Origin of the sequence: Oligoflexus sp., from assembly GCF_035638955.1 — a bacterium.
GTDB lineage: Bacteria > Bdellovibrionota_B > Oligoflexia > Oligoflexales > Oligoflexaceae > Oligoflexus.
Window position 1 is genome coordinate 1 of record NZ_DASQYZ010000251.1, and the last position, 21,871, is coordinate 21,871.

Annotated in this window: 17 protein-coding genes; 8 read left to right on the top strand and 9 right to left on the bottom strand. The window is 53.0% G+C overall.

Annotated elements, in window-relative coordinates:
• Positions 1–168: 168 nt before the first annotated feature.
• The 4 genes from VE954_RS23195 to VE954_RS23210 form a co-directional block, all read right to left on the bottom strand.
• Positions 169–1,593 carry a sensor histidine kinase gene (locus VE954_RS23195; RefSeq protein WP_324957255.1) on the bottom strand — a complete coding sequence of 475 codons (1,425 nt, stop codon included), beginning with the start codon at positions 1,591–1,593 and terminating at the stop codon, positions 169–171.
• Positions 1,590–2,282 carry a response regulator transcription factor gene (locus VE954_RS23200; protein WP_324957257.1) on the bottom strand — a complete coding sequence of 231 codons (693 nt, stop codon included), beginning with the start codon at positions 2,280–2,282 and terminating at the stop codon, positions 1,590–1,592. The genes VE954_RS23195 and VE954_RS23200 overlap by 4 nt, the downstream gene beginning before the upstream one ends.
• Positions 2,283–2,385: 103 nt before the next feature.
• Positions 2,386–3,396: a tetraacyldisaccharide 4'-kinase gene (gene lpxK / locus VE954_RS23205; protein ID WP_324957259.1), complete on the bottom strand. Its 1,011-nt coding sequence runs from the start codon at positions 3,394–3,396 to the stop codon at positions 2,386–2,388.
• Positions 3,393–4,562 carry a competence/damage-inducible protein A gene (locus VE954_RS23210; RefSeq protein ID WP_324957260.1) on the bottom strand — a complete coding sequence of 390 codons (1,170 nt, stop codon included), beginning with the start codon at positions 4,560–4,562 and terminating at the stop codon, positions 3,393–3,395. Before VE954_RS23210 ends, lpxK begins: the two co-directional genes overlap by 4 nt.
• Positions 4,563–4,750: 188 nt before the next feature.
• On the opposite strand from VE954_RS23210, the gene fliG reads away from it, so the two are divergent.
• From fliG to pbpC, 3 genes are all read left to right on the top strand, one after another.
• Positions 4,751–5,752, top strand: coding sequence for a flagellar motor switch protein FliG (gene fliG, locus VE954_RS23215; RefSeq protein ID WP_324957262.1), 1,002 nt, complete (start codon positions 4,751–4,753; stop codon positions 5,750–5,752).
• 324 nt (positions 5,753–6,076) lie between these two features.
• Positions 6,077–11,539, top strand: coding sequence for an MG2 domain-containing protein (locus tag VE954_RS23220; protein WP_324957264.1), 5,463 nt, complete (start codon positions 6,077–6,079; stop codon positions 11,537–11,539).
• Entirely contained in the window at positions 11,517–13,652 is a 2,136-nt protein-coding gene (pbpC, locus tag VE954_RS23225) for a penicillin-binding protein 1C (RefSeq protein WP_324957266.1), read from the top strand. The genes VE954_RS23220 and pbpC overlap by 23 nt, the downstream gene beginning before the upstream one ends.
• On the opposite strand, the gene tgt is transcribed toward pbpC, so the two are convergent.
• The 4 genes from tgt to VE954_RS23245 form a co-directional block, all read right to left on the bottom strand.
• Positions 13,628–14,722: a tRNA guanosine(34) transglycosylase Tgt gene (gene tgt, locus VE954_RS23230; protein WP_324957268.1), complete on the bottom strand. Its 1,095-nt coding sequence runs from the start codon at positions 14,720–14,722 to the stop codon at positions 13,628–13,630. The genes pbpC and tgt overlap by 25 nt on opposite strands.
• Before the next feature lie 160 nt (positions 14,723–14,882).
• On the bottom strand, positions 14,883–15,788 hold the full coding sequence (gene rocF, locus VE954_RS23235) for an arginase (protein WP_324957270.1): 906 nt from the start codon (positions 15,786–15,788) through the stop codon (positions 14,883–14,885).
• Positions 15,789–15,957: 169 nt separating this feature from the next.
• Positions 15,958–16,887: a flagellin gene (locus VE954_RS23240; RefSeq protein ID WP_324957272.1), complete on the bottom strand. Its 930-nt coding sequence runs from the start codon at positions 16,885–16,887 to the stop codon at positions 15,958–15,960.
• A gap of 200 nt (positions 16,888–17,087) precedes the next feature.
• The gene (locus VE954_RS23245; RefSeq protein ID WP_324957274.1) at positions 17,088–17,774 is read right to left on the bottom strand and encodes a type 1 glutamine amidotransferase; all 687 of its coding nucleotides are present in this window, start codon (positions 17,772–17,774) and stop codon (positions 17,088–17,090) included.
• A 162-nt stretch (positions 17,775–17,936) separates the two neighbouring features.
• On the opposite strand from VE954_RS23245, the gene VE954_RS23250 reads away from it, so the two are divergent.
• Genes VE954_RS23250 through VE954_RS23260 form a run of 3 tightly spaced genes read left to right on the top strand, consistent with a single transcriptional unit; the run spans position 17,937 to position 19,979 of the window.
• Positions 17,937–18,527 (top strand): SIS domain-containing protein, encoded by a 591-nt coding sequence (locus VE954_RS23250; RefSeq protein ID WP_324957275.1) that lies wholly within the window; start codon positions 17,937–17,939, stop codon positions 18,525–18,527.
• A 9-nt stretch (positions 18,528–18,536) separates the two neighbouring features.
• Positions 18,537–18,881, top strand: coding sequence for a histidine triad nucleotide-binding protein (locus VE954_RS23255; RefSeq protein WP_324957276.1), 345 nt, complete (start codon positions 18,537–18,539; stop codon positions 18,879–18,881).
• A gap of 3 nt (positions 18,882–18,884) precedes the next feature.
• Positions 18,885–19,979, top strand: a complete 1,095-nt coding sequence (locus VE954_RS23260; RefSeq protein WP_324957278.1) for a type I phosphomannose isomerase catalytic subunit — start codon at positions 18,885–18,887, stop codon at positions 19,977–19,979.
• Positions 19,980–20,159: 180 nt separating this feature from the next.
• On the opposite strand, the gene VE954_RS23265 is transcribed toward VE954_RS23260, so the two are convergent.
• Entirely contained in the window at positions 20,160–20,432 is a 273-nt protein-coding gene (locus VE954_RS23265; protein WP_141731479.1) for an HU family DNA-binding protein, read from the bottom strand.
• A 242-nt stretch (positions 20,433–20,674) separates the two neighbouring features.
• Here VE954_RS23265 and VE954_RS23270 point away from each other — a divergent pair, with 242 nt between their 5' ends.
• Both VE954_RS23270 and VE954_RS23275 read left to right on the top strand, forming a co-directional pair.
• Positions 20,675–21,274, top strand: a complete 600-nt coding sequence (locus VE954_RS23270; RefSeq protein ID WP_324957282.1) for a hypothetical protein — start codon at positions 20,675–20,677, stop codon at positions 21,272–21,274.
• A 21-nt stretch (positions 21,275–21,295) separates the two neighbouring features.
• Positions 21,296–21,748 carry a GNAT family N-acetyltransferase gene (locus VE954_RS23275; RefSeq protein WP_324957284.1) on the top strand — a complete coding sequence of 151 codons (453 nt, stop codon included), beginning with the start codon at positions 21,296–21,298 and terminating at the stop codon, positions 21,746–21,748.
• Positions 21,749–21,871: the final 123 nt, after the last annotated feature.

Genomic DNA, 21,871 nt, shown 5'->3' on the forward strand with positions numbered 1-21,871 from the left:
CTAAGGCAATCCGGTCAGTTCAGTCCCCCTTTATCTGTTGCTGTGGCAGCATGACAGATGATGTTTAGCGGTTGGCGGTTTTATACCTACAATGGCTGAAATCTTAAAGAGAAAAATGGTCAAACGGCTGACAGCCAGAACATGGAGGCGGAAAGGCAGGCGTAGCGCTTAGACTTCCGGCAGGTGAACAGTAAACGTCGAACCTTGGCCAATGTCACTTTCGACGGAAATGGTTCCTTGAATCTGTATAACCAGGTGCTTGACGATGGCAAGCCCTAGCCCGGTTCCACCTTCATTGCGCGACCGTGCTGTATCGACACGGTAGAAGCGTTCGAAAATTCGCGGCTGGTCCCGTTTTGCGATACCAATGCCGTTGTCCTTGACCGCTAGACTGATGAGGCCCTTTTCGCGGCGCAGGTGAATTTGCACATGACCCTTGGCCGGTGTGTAGTGAATGGCGTTCTGCAGAAGGTTTTCCAATATATGGGACATGGCCTTGCGGCTGCCCTTGACGATAGGCGCGCCGTCGTCGATCACGGTTTCCAGCGAGATTTCCTTGCTGTTCAGCTTGATCTGTTGCCGATTGATCGCTTCCTGCACGATGGGGCGCCAATCCACAGAGTCCAATTCCACCGCGCCTTCGTTGGCCTCGATGGTCGCCAGGCTGAGCAGATCGCTGACAAGGCTGATCATGCGATCGGCATTATTATTGATGATGCGAAGAAAGCGCATGTTGTTGGCTTTGTCGTCCAGCGCGCCTTCCAAAAGCGTATCGACATAACCCTTGATGGATGTCAGAGGGGTTTTCAATTCGTGGGAAATATTACTCGAGAATTCGCGGCGAATCTTTTCCATCTTTTCCCTCCGGCTGATGTTGGCCTGCACAGCTGCGGCCAGACGGTTGATGGCTTCCCCTAAAGTGCCGAGTTCGTTGTTGGGAAGGCGACGAATACGAGCTGCATAATTGCCTAGACTAATGGCGCCAGCGACCTTGGTCATCTCGGACACGGGGTCGGTGATGCGCCGGACAATGATGAGGGCGATCAGCAGGGAAAGGACCATGCCCATCGAAGCCCCGATGGCAATCGCCGAAAGAATGTCGGCCACGCGGGCTTCCAGATTGCGGATGGGCACGCCGAGGCGAATAAAGAGAGTGCCGTGGGGCGTCTGCACCTTCTTTGCCGTGTAGAGGGTCTGCGCCGCTGTGCTATCGCTGTAGCGTTTGGCTGTGCCGACCTCATTGCGAGCTGCTTCCTTCACCTCAGGTCGGTTCCGATGATTTTCATTGATCCGAACCTGGGCAATTTCGGATTCCAATTGAATATCACCATCCTCATTCAGGACAGTCAAACGTGTCTTGGTTTCCTGGGCCATGTTTACCAGCAGCTTGATGGTCTCGGGCTCGCGCCACGTCGTGCCGTCGGCAAAATAGGATTCGAAGAGCACCAGTTTTTCCTGGAGCCCTTCGATGGCATTTTCTTCGATAAAAGATTCTGTCTTCAGAACGAGAAGGTAGCTGACCACGAAGGTGGTGAAACCAATGATCAGGCAGTAGGACAGAAAATTTTTCCAAAAGAACTTGGAACGCATCATTGCAGTTCTCGGAATTTATACCCCAGGCCCCGGACGGTTTGGATCAGGTCCCTTGATTCGCCTAATTTTTTCCGAATGGAACGGACATGGACATCGATGTTGCGATCGATCAGAACACCTTCACCGCCAGTCACTGCGTCGAGCAGTCGATCCCGTGACAGCACAATTCCAGGTCTCGCAATGAGGGCTTCAAACAAGCGAAATTCAGCGAGGGTCATCGGCACATGAACGCCGCCGACTTTAACTTGAAAGCGGGCTTTATCCATTTCCACTTCGCCCTGACGAACGACGTCGCCAGGAGCCTGTTCGCTGTCCTGGGGCTTCTGGGTGCGAAGTCTGGTATAGATGCGCGCAATCAGCTCCTTGACCCCAAAAGGTTTGATCATGTAATCATCAGCCCCCACACCGAGGCCGAAGACAATATCGGTTTCCTCGCCTTTGGCGGTGAGCATGATGATGGGAACGCTGCGTTTTTCAGGAATCTCTCGCACTTTTTTGCAGACTTCAATGCCGTTCAGCTGCGGCAGCATCAAATCCAGAATGATGATATCCACCTTGTGGCTGAGAGCCTTATCCAGCCCTTCCTGTCCATCGGAGCAGGTGATGACATCGAAACCTTCACGGGCCAGATTGTAACCTAACAGTTCGCGAATATCCGGATCGTCCTCGATGACAAGAATGTGCTTCATGGATTTTCCTTTTGGCTTCTCATGATGGTTCCTGCGCCCCCTGTATAAGGCAAATTCTGCAGAAAAGCAAAGTATTGCTGCGGCGAGGCTAAAGAATCGAAATTTATAAAGAAACGGTAAATGGAGCGAGAATATTGGATAAATCGAATGAATCCGGGAAGCGAAGTTCCAACGGCACAACATAAATGGGTATTTTGAGGCTTTCCAGGGTTTCCGCCTGACGCCAGAAATCCTTTTCCGTTGTCAGGATGGCCCCGGATTTATTTGCGAGGGCCGTGAGCTTTTCCCTGGGAAACAGTTCGTGATCGCGGGTCAAAAGTTGTTCGGTAATCGGATAGTGTTGCTGATGACAATGATCGATCACACGCTGCGGGTGGGCTATGCCCAAAGCCAGGGCAACGGATGTTTGCAGGGGCCAGGGACGTTCGGGGCCAGCCAGCTGACGAGGTGGGCCGTTGCCAAAAATCACTGGAATAACCGGTGCGGTCATGTTTTGAACCATAATGCGAGGTTTCGACAGCTGAGCCCGGGTCAGTAGAATCAGCTGTGCATACTGCAGCGTCGACGGAAATTCGCGCAGACGTCCCGCGGGAAGACAGCGACCATTGTGCCAAGGATTTTCAGCATCGAGCAAAACGATATCCAACTGGCGTCGCAGCTTGAGATGTTGAAAACCATCGTCCAAAATCCAATGCGTGGGAGCTGAATGTGTCTCGAGATAACGCTGTGCCGCTGCCCAGCGCTGGGCCCCGATGATAATGGGGACTTGTGCGAGCGTTCGGGCTTGCATGGTCGCCTCGTCGGCGTGAAACGAGACCCCGGATTGTGGTGGTATGGCAACGTTGGAGCCGACCATAACCGCGGAATCATCCGGCTTCAATCCACTGCGATAACCGCGCGTGAGTATGGCCGGTCGCGCGCCTGACTTCAAAAGGTGCTGGGCCAGAGCCATCACCACCGGGCTTTTCCCTGTGCCTCCCGCTTCCAAATTGCCAACCGAAATCACCAGTCCCGGCAGTTGATGCGAGGTCAACACATGGCGTTGATAGAGCCAACGCCTCAGCTGCATGACGCCGCCATAGAGCCAACCCAGTGGAGCCAGTATTATACTCACGCTATCAGCTCCTGGTCCTCGCCTTTGCTCCAGGCTGCGATGGTCATTTCACTGATGAAACGACGTTCGCGGTCCCAGCGCAATTTATCGCGCCGATAGGGTAATTTAAGGGTTTTCTGTCGATTCACGTGTTCCGAACGCCAGATAATGGTCCAGGTACCGTCCTCCTGCACGGGTTGAATTTCCAGCAGCAATTCACCAGGCGCAGGCCGCGTGGTTTCGCTGTCAGGTTCCGTGGCCGAACAGGGAAAATGATCACGACACTCGAGTCGAAGGCCAGGGACGCCGATTTTTTTCCAGGATTGTCCCAGGCGATCCGCGAAGGCTCCCGTCGAACCACAATCTTTCACAATAATGCGAGAAAAGGCCCGGAAACGCTGCAGAAGTTGATCGATGCTGTCTTCATCATCGCGACCGATCAACCAGGGACTCAAGGCTGCATTCAACTTTTCGAGATAAGGCTGGTGATGGGTTACTTCGCTTTCGCGGCACCAGATTTTGACTTCGATATAGGGGGCGTGCGGCCGATAGCCCGAGACCAGATTGGATCCCGCAATGGCGGCTTCCACGATCTCACCCACTGCGGATTCGCTTTTGCCAATCAAGTGCCAGCGGAACAGTCGGAAGGCATCACTGTCGCGACCCAATTCCATGAGCTGACGCTGGATGCTCGTGTTCCAAATCGCTTTGATCTCTTCGGGAGGACCGGGCAAAACCCAGATCTGAAGATCTTTTCTTTGCAGATAAAAAGCATCAGCCGTGCCAGCCGGATTATCAAGAACGCGCGCCTGGCTCGGAAAGTAACATTGCTGTTTATTGGATTCAGGAGGCGTGATGCCGAGCGTTTGAAAACGCTGGATAATTTTTTCCCAGCTGCCTGGTTGGAATTCCAAGGTGTCGCCCCACCAGCGACTGATCACCTGACGTGTGATGTCATCCGTCGTCGGACCCAAGCCGCCCGTGACAAACAGCAGACGGCTGCGGGCTGCTGCCAAATTCAAGGCGTCCAGCATTTCGCGCTCATCATCGGGAACCGTCAAATGCCAGACGGGATTCATCTTGGAATTGACGAGCTGATCGGCGATCCAGGCAGCGTTGCTGTTGACAATCTGCCCGGTGCTGACTTCGGTGCCGATCGTGAGAATGCTGGCGCGTAGTGGTTCCATATGATGCTCCTCCCGCAGGCGGGATGATGACGTTTTGTAAGGGTGACCGGGGGTTGCGGCGGCCGAACCGGAATCGAGCATAAGGGACCAGACGGTCTGTGTCAAAGCCTTGACAGACTCTGCCTTTTGACGCCTTTGTGGCATACAATAGAACTGTCAGGCTTTACACGCAGGGCAGGAGTTCGACGGTGGCAACCAATAAGTACAGTGGCGCGCAAAAAGCAGCGATTCTTCTTCTCTCTTTCGGTGAAGAAATTTCCGCCGAAATCTTCAAGAACATGACCGAGTTTGAAATCAAGCGCATCGGTAGCGCCATGAGTCGCCTCGGGCGCCTGGAGCAGGAAATCATCGACGAAGTGATGATGGAATTCTACGGTATCCTGCAACAGAACAAAAAGTTCTTCTATGGTGGTAATGACTTCACCATGAAGGTCATCGGCAGCGCCTTCAAGGGCGGTGAAGCGGATGAACTCATTGAGCAGTTGGCGCTTGGGTCTTCGGCCAATCTTGATGCGCTGGAGTTGATCGATCCACGAACGCTGACCAACTTCATTCGCAATGAGCACCCGCAGACCATTGCGTTGATCCTGGCTCACCTGGACCCGCAGAAGTGCGGTGAGGTGCTTAAGCTTCTGCCGGAAGCGCTGCATACTGAAATCATTCTCAGAATCTCCAACCTGGACGCCGTGGCGCCGGAAATCATCGATGAGATCGATGACGTTCTGCGCAATGAAATCCAGGCCATGGGTTCCATTTCGAGCCAGAAGATTGGTGGGGTTGAACCCATCGCGGAAATGCTCAACCTCATTGATAAGGCGACGGAAGAGCAGATTCTCGATAACCTCGAAGAACGCGATCCGGATCTGGCCGAACAGATCCGTCAGCTGATGTTCGTCTTTGATGATCTTGCGAAAATTGATGATCGCGGGATCCAGGAGATCATTAAGAACGTCAAGCCTGAACAGTGGATGACGGCCTTGAAAACAGCCTCCGAAGCCGTTTCCGAGCTGGTGTTCCGCAATATGTCGGAACGCGCGGCAAAGATGCTGAAAGAGGATATGGAAGCCATGGCCGCCGTGAAACTTTCCGATGTCGAGTCTGTGCAGTACGAGATTGTACAGGTGGCACGGAAACTCGAGGAAGAAGGTAAGATCATTATTGCTCAGGGTGGCGAAGCCGCTTACGTTTAAACCACTCTTTTCTGCGAGATCGCACCGGCAAGTCGCTCAAGATGAGCCGGTTGGACGATCCCTCGTCATTCCTATAAACCGCGATTTTCCACGCCGTTCCCCGGTTCATGCCTGACGACCGACTCACTCATCAGCTTTCCTGTCGCTGTTCCCAAGCATGGAGTTCTCCAGCTTATGCTTCGGTAACAGAAAAGAAGTTAAAGTTAGCAAAATCTGCCTGATCGGCTCTCCATAAAGTCTCTTTACGATTTCATAAGTCCTGAGTACCTTCACCTCTTCGGATGGTCACGGATCGGCCACCGTTTGGAAGAGGAGTTCTTTTGTATGCGCTTCGCGCTGCCCCTTTGTATTCTGATGTGGATTGGTTCCGGACTGGCGTCGGCTGCGACTTTATTGAGTTTCACCCCACAGGGTTCGGTGAAAAAAGCCTCGCAGGTTCAAGCTCGTTTTGACACTGACTGGGTGGATTTTGGGAACGGTCGCGCGCCGTCACCTTTTAAGGTCGATTGCCCGGCGCGCGGCGAGGGACGTTGGCTTGATGCCCGGACCTTTGTTCATGATTTTGTCGGGGAACTGCCTGGCGGCATCCGCTGCACTTTTACCCTCACACAGCAGAAAAATTTGAAAGGCGAAGCTGTTACAGGACCCACCACGTTTACATTTGATACCGGCGGGCCGGCGCTCATCCGCAGCATTCCCTCGGAAGGCGGCAGCTACGTCAATGAAGAAGATCCGATGCTGCTGGTCTTTGATGCGCCGATTAAACCTGAAACGTTGGCCGGGCGCCTCTTTTTTCAGGTCCCACAAAGGGCCGATACCATTGGTTTTGAGCTGGTTCCGGAACCGGAAAAATATATCGCCGAACAGTGGCCTTATCTGGCCGAAGAATTCAAAATTGATCCGAAATTTTATTTGCTGATCAAACCGAAAGAGCGTCTGCTTGGTGATACCGACAGTACCCTGGTGATTGATAAAGGTGTGACAAGCCCGGCAGGGGTCGCCACCCAATCGGCTCATGCTCTACATTTCAAAACCCGACCGCCTTTCCGTGCCAGTTTTTATTGCCAGCGGGAGAAGGCTGGAGGCCCCTGCACGCCGCATGATGACCTGTCGATCTCTTTTAATGATGCGGTCGCGGAAAAGGAACGGGCACGCGTGCGCGTTTTGAATGGCAAAAATCAAGAGGTCGAAATTAAACGCGAGGCTTCCTATTTCACCATACCTGGACCCCATCCTGCAAATTCCACCTATCGCATTGAAATTCCAGCGGACCTCAAGGATGAAAGGGGGCGCACCCTGGCCAATGCCAAGGAATTTCCCCTGACCGTTCGCGTCGGCGAATTTGGTCCCCTGCTGAAATTCCCTGGAGATTTTGGTGTTCTGGAGGCCGCGCATCCGATCTGGCCCCTGAACATGCGCAAAGTGGAAGGCGACCTGAAGGGCCAGCTGTATAAGGCGGCATCCAGGCCAGAGACGGTTTTGCAATGGTATAAAACAATTCAAGGAGCAGGCAGCTACGATAAACGAGGGACTTCGATTTTTGCAGGCATGCCGGCCTCAGAATTTAAAACTGTCCCCTTGAAAAAACCCAACGGGCCTGATGCGTTTGAAGTGATCGGTGTGCCCATGGCGGGTCCGGGATTTTATGTGATGGAAGTCGGCAGCGGTCGACTGGGTCAAGCGCTGCTCGACAAGAATCAACCCATGTTTGCCCGTGCGGCCGTGCTGGTGACCAACCTGGCTGTGCATGTAAAAAAAGGTCGGCAGGGGTCCCTGGTTTGGGTCACCAGTTTTGACAAAGGTCAACCCGTTCCGGGAGCCGATGTCGCGATCACGGATTGCAAAGGTCGGGTTCTTTTGAACGGTAAAACGGATGCGTCTGGTCTTTTCCTGCATAACGCCGCCTTACCCCCCAGCAAAGGCAGCTGCTATGGTTCCTATAATTATGATGGTGAGTCCAGCGATTATATGGTCACCGCCAGCAAGGACGGTGATTTCAGTTTTACTCTGACGCATTGGAATAGCGGCATCGAAAGCTGGCGTTTTCAAGTGCCTTGGGATAGCGAATCGTCCGATTTGCAGCTGCACAGTGTGCTGGATCGGAGTCTCTTTCGCGTCAGCGAAACTGTTTCCATGTTGCATGTGGCAAGGCGCCGCGTGAAAAATGGTTTGGCCTTTCCTGCCAGTCGTGATTTGAAAAATCAGCTGGTGCTGCAGCATGTCGGGAGCGATAAGCGCTATAAAATGCCTGTGGTTTGGGATGATAAAGGTCGCTCTGAAAATGCCTGGAAAATCCCAACCGATGCACCGCTGGGTTGGTATTCCATTATGATCGGCGATCAGGAAAGCGGTCGCTTCCGGGTGGATGAATTCCGTCTGGCGACCATGCGCGGTCGCCTGCAGGCCCGGGAAAGCAGTCTGATAGCGCCCAAAGAAATCGCCTACGATTTTGATGTCAGTTATCTGAGCGGTGGTCCCGCTTCCAATCTTTCTGTGCGTCTGCGTCGATCGTTTCAGGGTGCCTGGATGCCTCGTTTTCCTGGATATGATGAATTTGATTTTCAAACAGGTCCTATCAACCGCGAGCCGGATCGTCCGCAACCGTCCCAGGATACCAAAGTGGAAACCAAGGATGTGACGCTGGACAAGGCCGGAACAGGAACAGTCAGCTGGAAAGCTCCCACGATCGATCGTCCCACCCGTGTGCTGACGGAAATGGAATTTCCGGATGCCAATGGCGAGGCTCGCACGGTGGCGATCGAGCATAAGATTTGGCCATCGGCGGTGGTGATTGGGATGAAGAGCCCGTCGTGGCTGCAGAAGGGCGAGAACCTGAATCTTGGTGGCGTGACGCTGGATATCAAAGGCCAGGTGGTACCCAATCAGGAAATTCTGATCAGGGCTTTTAAAGAGGATATTCTAAGTCACAGGCGCCGCGGTGTGGGTGGAACTTATGTTTACGAACACAAAACTGAAATCAAGGAGCTTGGCGTTTTCTGTGAAGCGCGCAGTGATGATAAAGGACTTTGGAACTGCCAGAAACCTCTGACCACCAGCGGTAGTATTTTGCTTCAGGCGGAAGCCAAGGATAAAGAAGGCCGTCTTTCCCTGAGTCAACGGTCGATCTGGGTGGCGGGTGAACGCCTTTGGTTCTTGAGTGAAGATCATGATCGTATCGACCTTATTCCGGAAAAAAGACACTACGAAGCTGGAGAAACGGCGAAAATTCAGGTGAAAATGCCTTTTGCTCAGGCGGCCGTTCTGATGACCACCGAAAGGGATGGTGCCATCCTTGAGGCCAAGGTCAAAAATCTCGACTCGAAGCAACCGTTTCTGGAACTCCCTGTCACACGGGCTTTTGCTCCTAACATCTTTGTCTCGGCTTGGGTGGTGCGAGGCCGCGTGAAAGGGACAGAACCTCTCTTGAAGGTCGATCTGGGCAAGCCCGCCCATAAGCTGGGTATTACGGAACTCAAAGTGGGCTGGCGTCAGCATACGTTGGGTGTCACCGTTCAAGCCGATAAACCGGTCTATAAGATTCGTGAAAAAGCTCAGGCCCGTATTGCAGTGAAAAGTCCAAATGGTCAGCCTTTGCCGGCCGATGCGGTGGTGACCGTGGCCGTGGTGGATGAAGCTTTGCTGGAACTGATGAATAACTCCAGCTGGGATCTTCTGACCGCGATGATGTCGGAACGGTCTTACGGAATTGAACACGCGACCAGTGCCATGCAGGTGATTGGCAAGCGGCATTTTGGATTGAAAGCCCTGCCGCAAGGTGGTGGGGGCGGCAGCAATCCCACGCGGGAACTGTTTGATTCCTTGATCCTATGGAAAGCCCGCGTGCCCATCAGCGGCGGAACAGCCACGGTGGATATTCCTTTGCAGGATAACCTTTCCAGTTTTCGCATTGTAGCCGTGGCTCAAGCGGGAACGGACATGTTTGGAACCGGCAGCACAGCGATCCAGACCCAGCAGGATATCAGTTTGATTGCCGGACTGCCGCCTCTTGTTCGAGAAGGTGACCGTTGGCAGGCCCTGGTGACCGTTCGTAATCGCACGAAAAATCCCCAGCAGGTGAAAGTGAATGGCCGTATGGAAGCCACGGCGTTGCCGGAAAAATCCATCAGTCTCAAACCTGAAGAATCGCAGTTGATCACCTGGGATCTGGAAGTGCCGCGTGGTGTTTCCGAATTGAAATATACCTTTGATGCGCAAGCCGATCAGGGTGGACAGGATAGTCTGCGTTTCACCCAGCAGGTCAAGCCCGCTGTCCCGGTGCGGGTGTTGCAGGCGTCTTTGATGGTCCTCAGTGAACCGCAGAATCTTCCGGTGGCGTTGCCGGAAAAAGCTGATCCCAGTCGCGGCGGACTTGATCTCAGTTTTTCGCCTGGGCCCGGTCTTGATGTCCTGCAGGGCACCCGTATTTTCTTTCAGGAGTATCCTTATACCTGTCTGGAGCAGCGTGTCTCCAGTGCGGTGGGGCTTGATAGTCGTAAGATGTGGGAGCAGATTGTCCGCGATTTCGATTCGTATCTGGACAATGACGGTCTGTTGAAATTTTTCCCGCTTCTCAGGCATGGCTCCACGACCCTGACGGCTTACGTTTTAAGTGTCAGTCATGAGGCTGGATTGGCCCTGCCCAAGGGCAAGGAAGAGGCTTTGCGTTATGCCCTGAAACGCTTCATTGATGGCGAGATCGTCGATCATGAATATCGCATGCTTGGTGATCAGCTGGCTTATCGTAAGATCATGGCGCTGGAAGCTATGACCCGTTTTGAAAGCGAACATGCGGCGCTGGTCAAAAACCTGGACCTGCAGCCTGAGCTTTTGCCTCATGCCACCCTTATTGATCTCGTTCAGGTCCTATCCCGTGGCGTTCAGGATCCTATGTTGAATGCACTCAAGGACAAGGCCGTGCAGCAGCTGCAGGCGCGCCTCCGCCTCAGCGGAACCCAGTACGGTCTGGCCGGCGAAGAGTATAACCAGATCAGCAGTCTCTTAAGCAGTCCTGATTCCAATGCCTCGCGTCTCCTTCTACTCGGTCTCGATCGCAAGCTGTGGAGCACGGATCATGCACGTATGCTGGAAGGCCTTTTGCGGCGGCAAAAACGTGGGGCGTGGTCCACGACGGTGGCCAATGCCTGGGGCACGATGGCCTTGAAAAGTTATGTGAAACAACATCCGCCCGCCGCATCCGGCACGCAGGTCAAGGTCGGCTGGCAGGAAAAAATTCAAACGGTGGGATTAAAAGAAAAAGCTCCTCTGCATCTCGATTGGCCCGCCAAACGCGAGACCTTGACCTTGAGCTGTGAAGGTCAAGGCGATGTCTGGGCCAGCGTGATCTCACGGGCTGCTGTTCCTCTTACGCAACCCTTTCAAGCTGGATACAAGCTGGAAAAAAATCTGGAAGCCGTGGAACAAAAAACCAAAGGCAAGTGGTCGCGTGGCGATATTGTCAAAGTCACTTTCAAGATGGAAGCGGGCAGTGATCAAACCTGGGTGGTCCTGGCCGATCCGATTCCTGCTGGGGCGCGCATTTTGAACGCGAGTCTGCGTGATGAGACCGGTTCCAGTGCCAGCAATTTCCTGGCGCCCAGCTATGTCGAGCGCCGGCATGAAGGGTATTTTGCTTACTTTGAATTTATGCCGACCGGTCGGCATACGGTTTCCTATGTGATGCAGGTGAATAATCCGGGTCTGTTTCAACTGACCAGCACACGTTTGGAAGCCATGTATGCACCGGATCAATACGCGGAGTTGCCGAATGCACCGGTCCAGGTGGATTAAGATTCTGTTGATGGTGATCATTCCCGGGGTGCTGGCACCCCTGGTTTATCTTTTTGCGCCTGGATCAGTGCCGCGTTTTTCTGAAGTGAAAAATTCGTGGCAGATGTCGGATCAAAAAATTCTTGATCGCCATGGACAGCTGCTGCTGACCACGCGGATCGATAAGCAGAGGCGCCGCCTCGATTGGCTGAGTTTGGATCAGGTGGCGCCTGTTCTGGTCCGCACGATCATCCGGGTCGAGGATCAAAGGTTTTACCAGCACCAGGGTATCGATCGGCGCGGGTTTTTAGCCATGCTCCGGCAGAAGCGTGGGGGGAGCAGTCTCACCATGCAGCTGGCCGCACAACTGAACCCAGCCTTGAAAGCCAAAGGCAAGTTTCGTCGGCCTTGGCAGAAAATGCAGCAGATGCGAGCGGCTCGGCTTTTGGAACAGGAGTGGACCAAAGAGGAAATTCTGGAAGCCTACCTGAACCTGGTAAGCTTTCGCGGCGAATTGCAGGGCATCGAGGCAGCCTCCCAGGCTTTGATGCAAAAGGCCGCCCATGGATTGAATGCGGAAGAATCCCTGCTGCTGACAGCCGCTTTGGGTTTGCCAACCGCTCCTTTGGAAACAATTGCCAGGCGAGCCTGTCGTCTGCGGAGCGTTTTGGATCTGAAAATGGATTGCGACCGGTTGGAATATCTCGCCCGCCGAACCTTGAATCGTGCTCCTGAATTGCGATCCTCGGTACGTCTGGCGCCGCATCTGGCGGCGCTGATGACATCCGACCAAGGGGATGTACACGCCACGCTCGACCGCCGAATTCAGGAATGGGCAACACAGGCTTTGCAATCGCATTTGGCGGCCATTCAAGTGCAGAATGTACATGACGGAGCTGTCCTGGTCATTGATAACCAGACGGCTGAGGTGCTGGCTTATGTGGGCAGCTCCGAGGTCACCACAAAAAAAAATCTGTTCGTGGATATGGTGCGAGCGAAGAGGCAGGCCGGTTCGAGTTTAAAGCCTTTGCTCTACGGTGATGCGCTGGATCAAAAATTGATCACCGCAGCCACACTTTTGGAAGATACGCCGATCAGTTTATCGACCAGCACCGGACTTTATGTGCCAAGAAATTATGATGAAAAATATCATGGCACCGTCACGGTGCGGGAGGCCTTGGCCAGTTCGCTGAATATCCCGGCGGTGCGGGTGATCGATATGGTGGGTGTCCCGGCTTTTGTGACCAGGCTGCGCGGGATGGGTTTTGAACTCCTGGAGGATACCGAAAATTACGGCCATTCCCTGGCTCTGGGCGCCGCAGATATTTCACCCTGGGAGTTGGCGGGTGCTTACCTTAGTCTAGCTCACGGGGGCATTTATCGGCCTTTAAAACTGTTTTTGAATGAACCCCTCCCCGTCGCTCGACCCGTGATGGGTGCAGAGGCTGCTTTTGTGATCAGCCAGATTCTGTCGGATCGCAGTGCCCGGTCTTTGACCTTTGGTTTGGAGAATCCTCTGGCCACACCGTTTTGGACGGCTGTGAAAACCGGCACGAGCAAGGACATGCGTGATAATTGGTGTGCCGGATATTCATCGCGCTATACGGTTGTGGTCTGGGTGGGCAATGCGGATGGCAGCCCCATGTGGAGTGTCACCGGTATCAGCGGCGCGGCTCCCGTCTGGCGTGATGTGATGAATGCGTTGCATGCGAATGAAAACAGCGTGGAGCCCTTGCCACCATCGGGAGTCGTCCAGTCGGGATTTGTGAACACGCAAGGTCGGCCCCAGACAGAATGGTTTTTATCTGGCACCAGCCCGGATCAGCAAAAGCTTGCGGATCGGCGTTATGGTTTGAAGATTTTGCATCCCTTGGATGGAACCGTGATTGCCTTTGATCCGGATATTCCGGAAACCCAGCAGGTGCTCTTTTTTGAAGCCAGCGCGAAACTGCCTGCAGGCGGGCGTTGGGTTTTGAACCAGAAGGTGCTCACGGGAGATTATGTTCGACTGAGTGATTTGAAGAACGGCGCTCACCAGCTCGAGATTCACAATCGCGAGGGCAAGCGCCTGGATGCCGTGCAGTTCGAAGTGCGCGGCGGATCGAATGTTCAGGTTTCCCAGAGGCCGCGGTGATGGGCCAGGAGTTCCTGGAAACGGCCTTCACGAATGGCGCCGCGGATGTCGTGGATCAGTTTCAGATAATAAGTCAGGTTATGCAGGCTGAGCAGACGCATGGCTGTGTATTCCTGGGCCATAAAGAGATGGCGGAGATAGGACAGCGAGAAGGTCTGGCACGTATAACAGCTGCAGTTGGGATCCAGAGGATCCTGGGACAGACGGAATTTGGAATTCTTGATGTTCACCCGACCATAGGATGTGAACAGGGTTCCGTTCCGTCCGTTCCTGGTTGGCATCACGCAGTCGAACATATCCACGCCGACGGCGATGGACTCAATAATATCCAGAGGTGTGCCGACGCCCATCATATAGCGCGGTTTTTTCTCGGGCAGATGCTCACAGCAGAATTCCGCAATGCGGCGCATATCGGGTTTGGGTTCGCCGACCGAAAGTCCGCCGATGGAATAGCCTTCGAAACCAATGTCAGTCAGTTTTTCAATCGATTCCCGCCGTAAATCTTCATACATGCTGCCCTGCACAATTCCAAACTGCCAGAGTTCCGGACGGACCCGAGCATCACGGGACCGTCGGGCCCAACGCATGGATCGTTCCATGGACTCACGAGCCTGTTCATGCGTGGCAGGATATGGAGTGCACTCGTCCAGGACCATGTGAATATCGGCGCCAAGCGTTTCCTGGATTTCCACAGCGAGTTCAGGCGTCAGAGAAATCTTGCGGCCATCGATATGACTCTGGAAATGCGCGCCGGTTTCATCGATGCGACGCTGATTGTTCAGACTGAAAATTTGAAAGCCGCCGCTGTCGGTCAGGATGGGTTTGTCCCAGCGAATGAAGCGATGCAGGCCACCGGCTTCACGGATGACTTCCATGCCGGGACGCAGATAAAGATGATAGGTGTTGCCGAGTATAATCTCGGCTTTGATGGTATGGAGATCCTCGGGAACCATAGTTTTCACGGAGCCGACCGTGCCGACAGGCATAAAGATCGGAGTCTGCACCACGCCATGCGCCAGTTGCAGGGTGCCCAGGCGGGCCTTTCCGTCTTGCTGATGTAACTCGAACATGCGATATCCCCGCGAATTTGGCTTATAAAATCCTAAGCGTAGGCAGACTTGCATATCAGGTGGTGGGCGGGGACGGCAACAGGAAAAATTCGGTTTAAATTATGGCAGGTTACAAGGCATGGGCGAGGAGCCGCAGCGGGTGCGCGGCACGTGTCGATCGCTAGACGATCGATTTCCCCAGAGCCGACAGCAAAAGATCAACCGTGACATTGGCTGATTGCGCGCCGACGTCCATGAAAGGGTTGAGTTCAACAAATTCGATGGCCACAATCTTTTGCGTTTCGGAGAGCATTTCCATGGCGAGGTGGGCTTCGCGAAGGGTCAGGCCACCGCTGACGGGTGTGCTGACGCCAGGTGTATAACGCGGATCGATGCCATCGATGTCAAAGGACACGTGAATGCCAGCTGTGCCGTCGGAGGCGTAGCCAATGGCTTCGCGCATCACGGTGAACATGCCTTTTTCATCGATATCGCGCATGGAAAAGTAGCGAATCCCGCTTTCACGAAGAATGCGTTTTTCTTCATCATCAATATTGCGAATGCCGATCAAAACACAATTTTGCGGCCGAATTTTCGCATCACTGATGCCGGTCAATTCCTTGTGGCCCCGACCGATCAAAACCGCCAAAGGCATTCCATGAATATTTCCCGATGGCGACGTCTCAGGCGTGTTGACATCAGCATGCGCATCAATCCAAATCATGCCCACATGCTGCTTTTTTTTCCCAAAATGCCGCAAAATTCCACTGACGGTGCCAATCGCTACGGAATGATCACCACCAATCACCAGCGGTACGTGCTGACGATCGAGTATGCCTTCGGTCACTGTTGCCAGATTCTGACAAAGTTCCTTGATCGGTGTGAGGTATTTTTCCTGTTGAATATGAGGCGGGAGGGACTCACGGATCGGAACATGCAGATCACCCAGATCAATAACCCCGTAGCCCTGCTGCTCAATCTTGACTTTTAAATTGGCTATGCGAAGTGAAGCTGGTCCCATATTCGCGCCGCGGATGTTGGCCCCGAGGTCGGAAGGGACGCCAATGATTTCAATCGTACGCTGCATGTGTGGCCCCGAACAGTGAAAACACTTATCATGGCGCACAGCCTGCGTTTGGTCAATCCTACCAGATTGTCTGGTCACGTCGGGCGGGAGGAAGATCCTCCCGCTTTTATGACGGAGCCAGAATCGGGTCTCTTAATCCTTCAAAATCCCTAAGCTATCGCTTCATATCTTAGAGAGATTGCATCAAGCTCATAGCAACCTGAGGCTGCTGATTAGCTTGAGCAAGGATCGAAGCACCACCCTGCTGCAGAATCTTGTTAGACGTGTAGCGAGCTGTTTCTTCAGCGAAGTCAGTATCCTGGATACGGCTGTTCGCAGCAGACAAGTTCTCTACTGTGACACCCAGGTTATCAATCGCGCTGCCCAGGCGGTTCTGGATAGCACCGAGATAGGAGCGATAGTCACTCACTTTCACGATCGCGTCATCCAGCTTGTTGATACTCATCTGAGCATCCTGCTTGGTCAGCGTATTGGTGCCTTGATCAGCGCGACCGATGTCCAGAGAACCTTCGCCTTCAGTGAAAGCGTTGATGTTCTGCAAATCGATCTTGATGATGTTGACCTGGTTGCGGTTATCGATACCGTCGACTTCGCCGTTCGCGAAGTAATCTTTACCAACCTGGACTTCCAGAGGGAAGGTTCCATCCTGGTTTTTGATTTCTTCTGGCAAGTCAGCGCCACCGGTGATCAAACGTGTACCGTTGAATTCGGTAGCGTTGGCGATCCGGTCGATTTCGTCTTTGAGAGCGACGAATTCCTTGTTGATGAAACCGCGCTCAGTCTGACCCACCGTGTCACTGGCAGCTTGCACTGCAAGTTCACGAAGACGGGTTAGCATGTTGGTGGTTTCTTCCAAGCTGCCTTCTGCTGTTTGAACAAGGGAGACACCGTCGTTAGCGTTACGGCGAGCCTGGTTCAGAGAGCGGATGTCGGCAGTCAAGTTGCTGGAGATGGCCAAGCCAGCAGCATCATCAGCTGCCTTGTTGATCCTTTTCCCCGAGGCCAGCTTTGCAGCGGAGTCTGTCAACTTGTTGGTTGAAGTCTCCAGGCGACGCTGGGCGTTGATCGAAGCGATATTGGTCCTAATCCGTAAACCCATATTCTGACCTCCTGTCATGGATGGCAAATCACATCGTGTGATTTCCTGTACCTTTCCTTTCGACAGGCACCCTCAACAGTTTAGTAATAAATGCCCTGTGTCAGACTAAGGGCTTGGAATAATTAGGAAAGAATTTATACGCTGTGGCTTTTTTTGCCCGGTCCTTGACGGGCAAGGACCAGATCCGGATTTATGAGCACTTATTGAATGCGATGCTGCTGCAGATGCTGAATGAACTTGCGGATGAATTCCTGACCAAAAGAGTAGGGTCGTTCATCCTGCGAAACATCGATGCCTTGATTTTGAACAAAATCAGGACCGGCTTCCGGATGGGCCTGGATTCCCCAAATGGGAAGATGCATGTGCGCAAAGGCTTCGACCTTGCAAACATCACTGCTCGCAACGATTTCGGTGTCTTTTGGCATTTGCGTCACGGCTTCGGCGTGGGAAACGATGAATCGCCCGGATGTACCCGCTTCACCCCAAAACCCTCGTTTTGAGAATTGTACGTTCCTCAGACCTTTGAACTTGAAGCGATCGGGCTGGATGAATTCCACGGTTCCGCCCAGCAGATGCGCCAAAAGTTGATGTCCATAGCAGATGCCCAGAATGGGGAGACCCTCCCGAATCCTATCCAGAAGCCAGGCATTCAAGGAATCCTGCCAAGGCAGACCTTCGTACACGGAAGCGCCGCTGCCAAAAATAACCAGAGCATCAGGCTTTTGCGGCACCAGGGACAACGAGGTCATGCCAAAGAGTGCCGGCAAATGAAAGCTGAGACTGAGTTCCGGAGCCGCCAGGACCATACGGTTGAAGTTATCAAGCTCGGGAATGCGGACAGCGGGATCGATGACAGCCAAATGGAGGGGACGAAGAAGTGCACTCAATGTTATGTCCTCACAACTAATGGAGGCGGAACGACCTTGCTTCTCAGTATTTCATCCTTCGTCAGGGCATGCAATTTGCTTTGCTTCGTGGATCGCTCTTGTGGCAAGATCCGGGTTATTGGGCGACATATGCAAGATGAATCTGTAAAGGAAGCATAGCTGATGCTTGAACATATTCGTGCCAGCTTGGAAGAAGCCCGGACGGCACTTGATGGACTTCTGAAGAATGAAGAGGCTCAGCGCCGGATCGCCGATGCAGCCGAGATTCTGATTGCCTGCTTTAAAGCCCGGGGCCATGTGTATTCCTGCGGAAATGGTGGTTCCATGTGTGATGCCATGCATTTTGCCGAGGAACTTTCCGGTCGCTTTCGTCAGGATCGTCCCGCTCTGGGAGCGATTGCCATGGCCGATGGTGCTCATATTACCTGCGCCGGCAATGATTTCGGCTTTGATTTCATCTTTTCCCGCTTTATCGAAGCGCAGGGTCGCGATGGTGATGTTCTTTTAGGCATTAGCACCAGCGGAAAAAGTCCCAATGTCATTAAAGCTGCTGAAGCGGCTCGCGCTCACGGTATGAAAGTGATCACCCTTACCGGGAAACCGGGAAGCGCACTTGGCAAGCTGGCCGATGTTGATATCTGCACACCAGGCGGCCGATTTGCTGACCGGGTCCAGGAACTGCATATTAAAGTGATTCATACGCTGATTGAACTCGTGGAACGAGGCATGTTCTCCAGCAACTATGGGAGTTGAAAAAAACCCATGAGCGAAACTCTTTTTGATAAAATCCTCCGGAAGGAAATTCCGGCCAAGGTCGCTTATGAAGATGAGGCCGTCCTGGCCTTTCACGATATATCTCCGCAAGCTCCTCTGCACATTCTCGTTATTCCGAAAAAAAAATGGGCTCGCTTCGCTGATTTTCGTGCTGCAGATCCGGAAGCGGTCGGGCAGTATATGATTTCCATAGCAAAAGCTGCTGCGCATGTAGGTTTGGAAGCCGGTGGCTATCGCGTGGTTTTCAATAATGGCAAGGACGCCCAACAATCCGTTGATTATATCCACGCCCATATCCTGGGCGGACGCGGTTTGAGCTGGCCCCCGGGGTGACGTATGAATCTTTCGCAACCGATGAAGCTATCGCCTGATCTTTTTACGCCTTTGACCCGCACGCCGTGGGCCGGTCGACTCATCGGCGGTCTCTATAAGAAAGATATCCTTCCCGCCTCTGTGCATGAGCCGATCGGTGAGGCCTGGGAAGTTTCCTGCGATCCGGATTTTCCATCACAGATTCTCGGGCACGATGTTTCCCTGCTTGAACTCATCCAGCAAAAACCTGAAGCGATGCTGTCACCGGAATATGTGCACGAGCATGGAGCCACCTGCGAGATTTTGATTAAATTACTCAATGCTGATGATCCTCTTTCGGTACAGGTGCATCCGCAGGACGACGATCGTTATCTTAAGCCTGAGGAATGCGGCAAGCCAGAATCCTGGCTGGTGCTGCATGCGGAACCGGGAGCCGGACTTTACCTCGGTTTTTCCAAGCCTGTTCCCACTCAGGAACTGGCCCGCATGCTGGAAAAGGATGAAGACCTGCGGCCTTTTTTGCAATTTGTTCCGGTCAAGCCCGGCGATTATTTTGAAATTCAACCGGGTGTCCCGCATGCCATCGGTCCTGGTCTTGTGCTGCTCGAACCGCAGCGGATTGTCTTTGGAAAAAGCGGCAAGACCTATCGTTTTTGGGATTGGGGTCGTCGCTACGATGAACATGGGCGCGTGGATGCGGCCAAGGGCAAACCCCGGCCTCTGCATGTCACCGAAGCCCTTCGTATCATAAGGCCCGCCGAGCAGGTGGGTGAAAACTTTGTTTCCACGCTAAGGCGGCAGGTAACATTGCAAAAACCTGTGGATGGGCTGAGCTGCTCTATCTATCCAGCGAACGATTACTACCAGGTGATTCGTTTGGATATGCAGGCCAGTGTTTCGTTTCTGCTCGAAATCGAGCGAGGGTTCGGTACTCTTGTTAGTTTGACAGGTCGCTTTATTTGCCAGGGTTTGCAGGGTCAATCGCAAAGATTTGTGGGAGGGGAACCAAGTTTTATTCCCCATCAGGCTCTGCCCATGATTATGCGAGCCGAAGACGACAGCAGCTGTGTCCTGGTCATACCAAGGGGTGCTGACTTCCGTGTGAAACCTTTGCAGTAGCTGAGGGGATTATTGCGGATCATGCGTGAGTGGAATTGATCAGGAACAAACTGGCAAAAACACTCAGCCAGCCCCTTTGGGCTTTAGGTGGATCGAGAGTCTTGAAATTGGGTTGCCAGGAGTGAGAAAGCGAGGGGAAAGGCTCCCGTTCATCGAATGAACTAAGGAGCCATGGCGAGCTTATTTCACGGCTTCTTTGAGCTCTTTGCCCGGACGGAAGACTGGAACTTTGCGCGCAGGGATTTGGATCTCTTCGCCTGTCTGTGGGTTGCGACCCATACGAGCCTTGCGGTTCGAGACAGAGAAAGTGCCAAAGCCAACCAGCTTCACGCCATCTTTCTTTTTGATGTTCTTGGTGACGACTTCGATGAAAGCGTCCAAAGACTTTTCAGTGTCGGATTTGGTCAGGCCTGTGACTTTGGTCATTGCTTCAACCAACTCGGCTTTGTTCATGGAAACCTCCAATGGCTTGAATCGAAATGGAACTTGGGTACGCAGCTAAAGGTTTACAGGCTATGCGTTTGTTGTCAAGATTTAGTATCTTGGCAGACATTTTTTTTAGCTTTTGTGCAGGGTGCTCGTCAAGAATTTGGTAATTTGCATATTCAGTTTTTACAATTTTTCCAGACTCCAGGGCTCCACGTGGTCTCTCAAAGCCCGCCAGGAGCCTAGTCTGGGACCATGAGGTAAGCAACATGATGCGCACTCTTCTCTGCTTCCTGGTCATCTGTGTGTATAGTATGAGCACCCTGGCAAAGGCCAGGACCTTTGATAGGCTTGTCCTGGAGATCAATGGCAAGTCTTACAGTCAGAGGCAGATCGAGGTCTACCAGGCACTTCGCACTATAGCTTCAGGCGGGCCATCTGACAAGGGTTTGCCGGGGGCCGAGGGCTGGATATTATCACTTGATAGTTTTCGTGATGAGATGATGATCTACATAAATATCGAAAATGATGCAGAGAAGATGGATTCACTGCAGGTCGATAGTAAAGCGATAAGGCAGGTGCAGGAAAAGCTGGAGGCCTTGGTGGCCACCGATGACAATTGGCGTGACTTCCGTCGTCGCTACTCGATCAGTGATAGGGAAGTGACCGAATACCTCATTCGAATGTTTAAGGTCCAGGCTTATCTGGAAAGTCGTGGACGCCCTGTCACAACAGGGCAGGGAGCCCCATCGGGTTACCGAAAAATTGATGCATCCGAACCATGGTTTGTGACGCTCTTCCATGCCACCCCGCATCGCCTCTATGATAGGGCGCGTGCCTATCAGGTCATAGAACCCTTTGGGGGATGAAGGTTGGACAGGACAGTTGAAGTGAAATTTTATCAAGGGTCGCTCGAAGAAAAAGATGGGCTCGCTCGAATTTGTCAGGAATGGACCCAGGAAGAATTTTGGCCCTATGAGGAATTTTTGGTGTCACTGAAGATTCCCGGTACATTTCTTCTCTTTCAGTCGGAGAACAATCAATGGTTTTCGCTCGCACTGGGTCGAGCCTCGGGTGGTGAGGTCGAGCTGTTTTTTATTTATGTCAGTCGACAGGCTCGACGCCTTGGACTTGCGGATCAGCTGCTTAGGGAATTCTGTGAACATGCCTCACGTGATTGGTCCTGTGAACGAGTCATGCTGGAAGTGAGGCTTAGCAACCTTGCGGCACAACGGCTCTATGAAAAACATGGTTTCGAAAAAATGGCTGTGCGCAAGCGTTATTATCAGAATGGCGAAGACGCCCTGATCTATGAAAAAACCTTGCATGCCTTCGACGCATGATTTCGGGTCCTTGTTTCCAACTTTGGGTGAGGCGATGGGGAAGGTCATCACGGGTGGGGGGCCGGGCAGCGACACAGAGGAAATTTGATTCGGAAACAAAGACCTCATCAACCATACAAAAGC

Bases quoted from the DNA above. Each gene is read 5' to 3' on its own strand.
- tgt (WP_324957268.1), bottom strand. From the start codon at position 14,722: ATGTTCGAGTTACATCAGCAAGACGGAAAGGCCCGCCTGGGCACCCTG.
- VE954_RS23220 (WP_324957264.1), top strand. From the start codon at position 6,077: ATGCGCTTCGCGCTGCCCCTTTGTATTCTGATGTGGATTGGTTCCGGA.
- VE954_RS23270 (WP_324957282.1), top strand. From the start codon at position 20,675: ATGATGCGCACTCTTCTCTGCTTCCTGGTCATCTGTGTGTATAGTATG.
- VE954_RS23195 (WP_324957255.1), bottom strand. From the start codon at position 1,593: ATGATGCGTTCCAAGTTCTTTTGGAAAAATTTTCTGTCCTACTGCCTG.
- pbpC (WP_324957266.1), top strand. From the start codon at position 11,517: ATGCACCGGTCCAGGTGGATTAAGATTCTGTTGATGGTGATCATTCCC.
- rocF (WP_324957270.1), bottom strand. From the start codon at position 15,788: ATGCAGCGTACGATTGAAATCATTGGCGTCCCTTCCGACCTCGGGGCC.
- VE954_RS23260 (WP_324957278.1), top strand. From the start codon at position 18,885: ATGAATCTTTCGCAACCGATGAAGCTATCGCCTGATCTTTTTACGCCT.
- VE954_RS23240 (WP_324957272.1), bottom strand. From the start codon at position 16,887: ATGGGTTTACGGATTAGGACCAATATCGCTTCGATCAACGCCCAGCGT.
- VE954_RS23250 (WP_324957275.1), top strand. From the start codon at position 17,937: ATGCTTGAACATATTCGTGCCAGCTTGGAAGAAGCCCGGACGGCACTT.
- VE954_RS23255 (WP_324957276.1), top strand. From the start codon at position 18,537: ATGAGCGAAACTCTTTTTGATAAAATCCTCCGGAAGGAAATTCCGGCC.
- VE954_RS23210 (WP_324957260.1), bottom strand. From the start codon at position 4,562: ATGGAACCACTACGCGCCAGCATTCTCACGATCGGCACCGAAGTCAGC.
- VE954_RS23200 (WP_324957257.1), bottom strand. From the start codon at position 2,282: ATGAAGCACATTCTTGTCATCGAGGACGATCCGGATATTCGCGAACTG.
- VE954_RS23265 (WP_141731479.1), bottom strand. From the start codon at position 20,432: ATGAACAAAGCCGAGTTGGTTGAAGCAATGACCAAAGTCACAGGCCTG.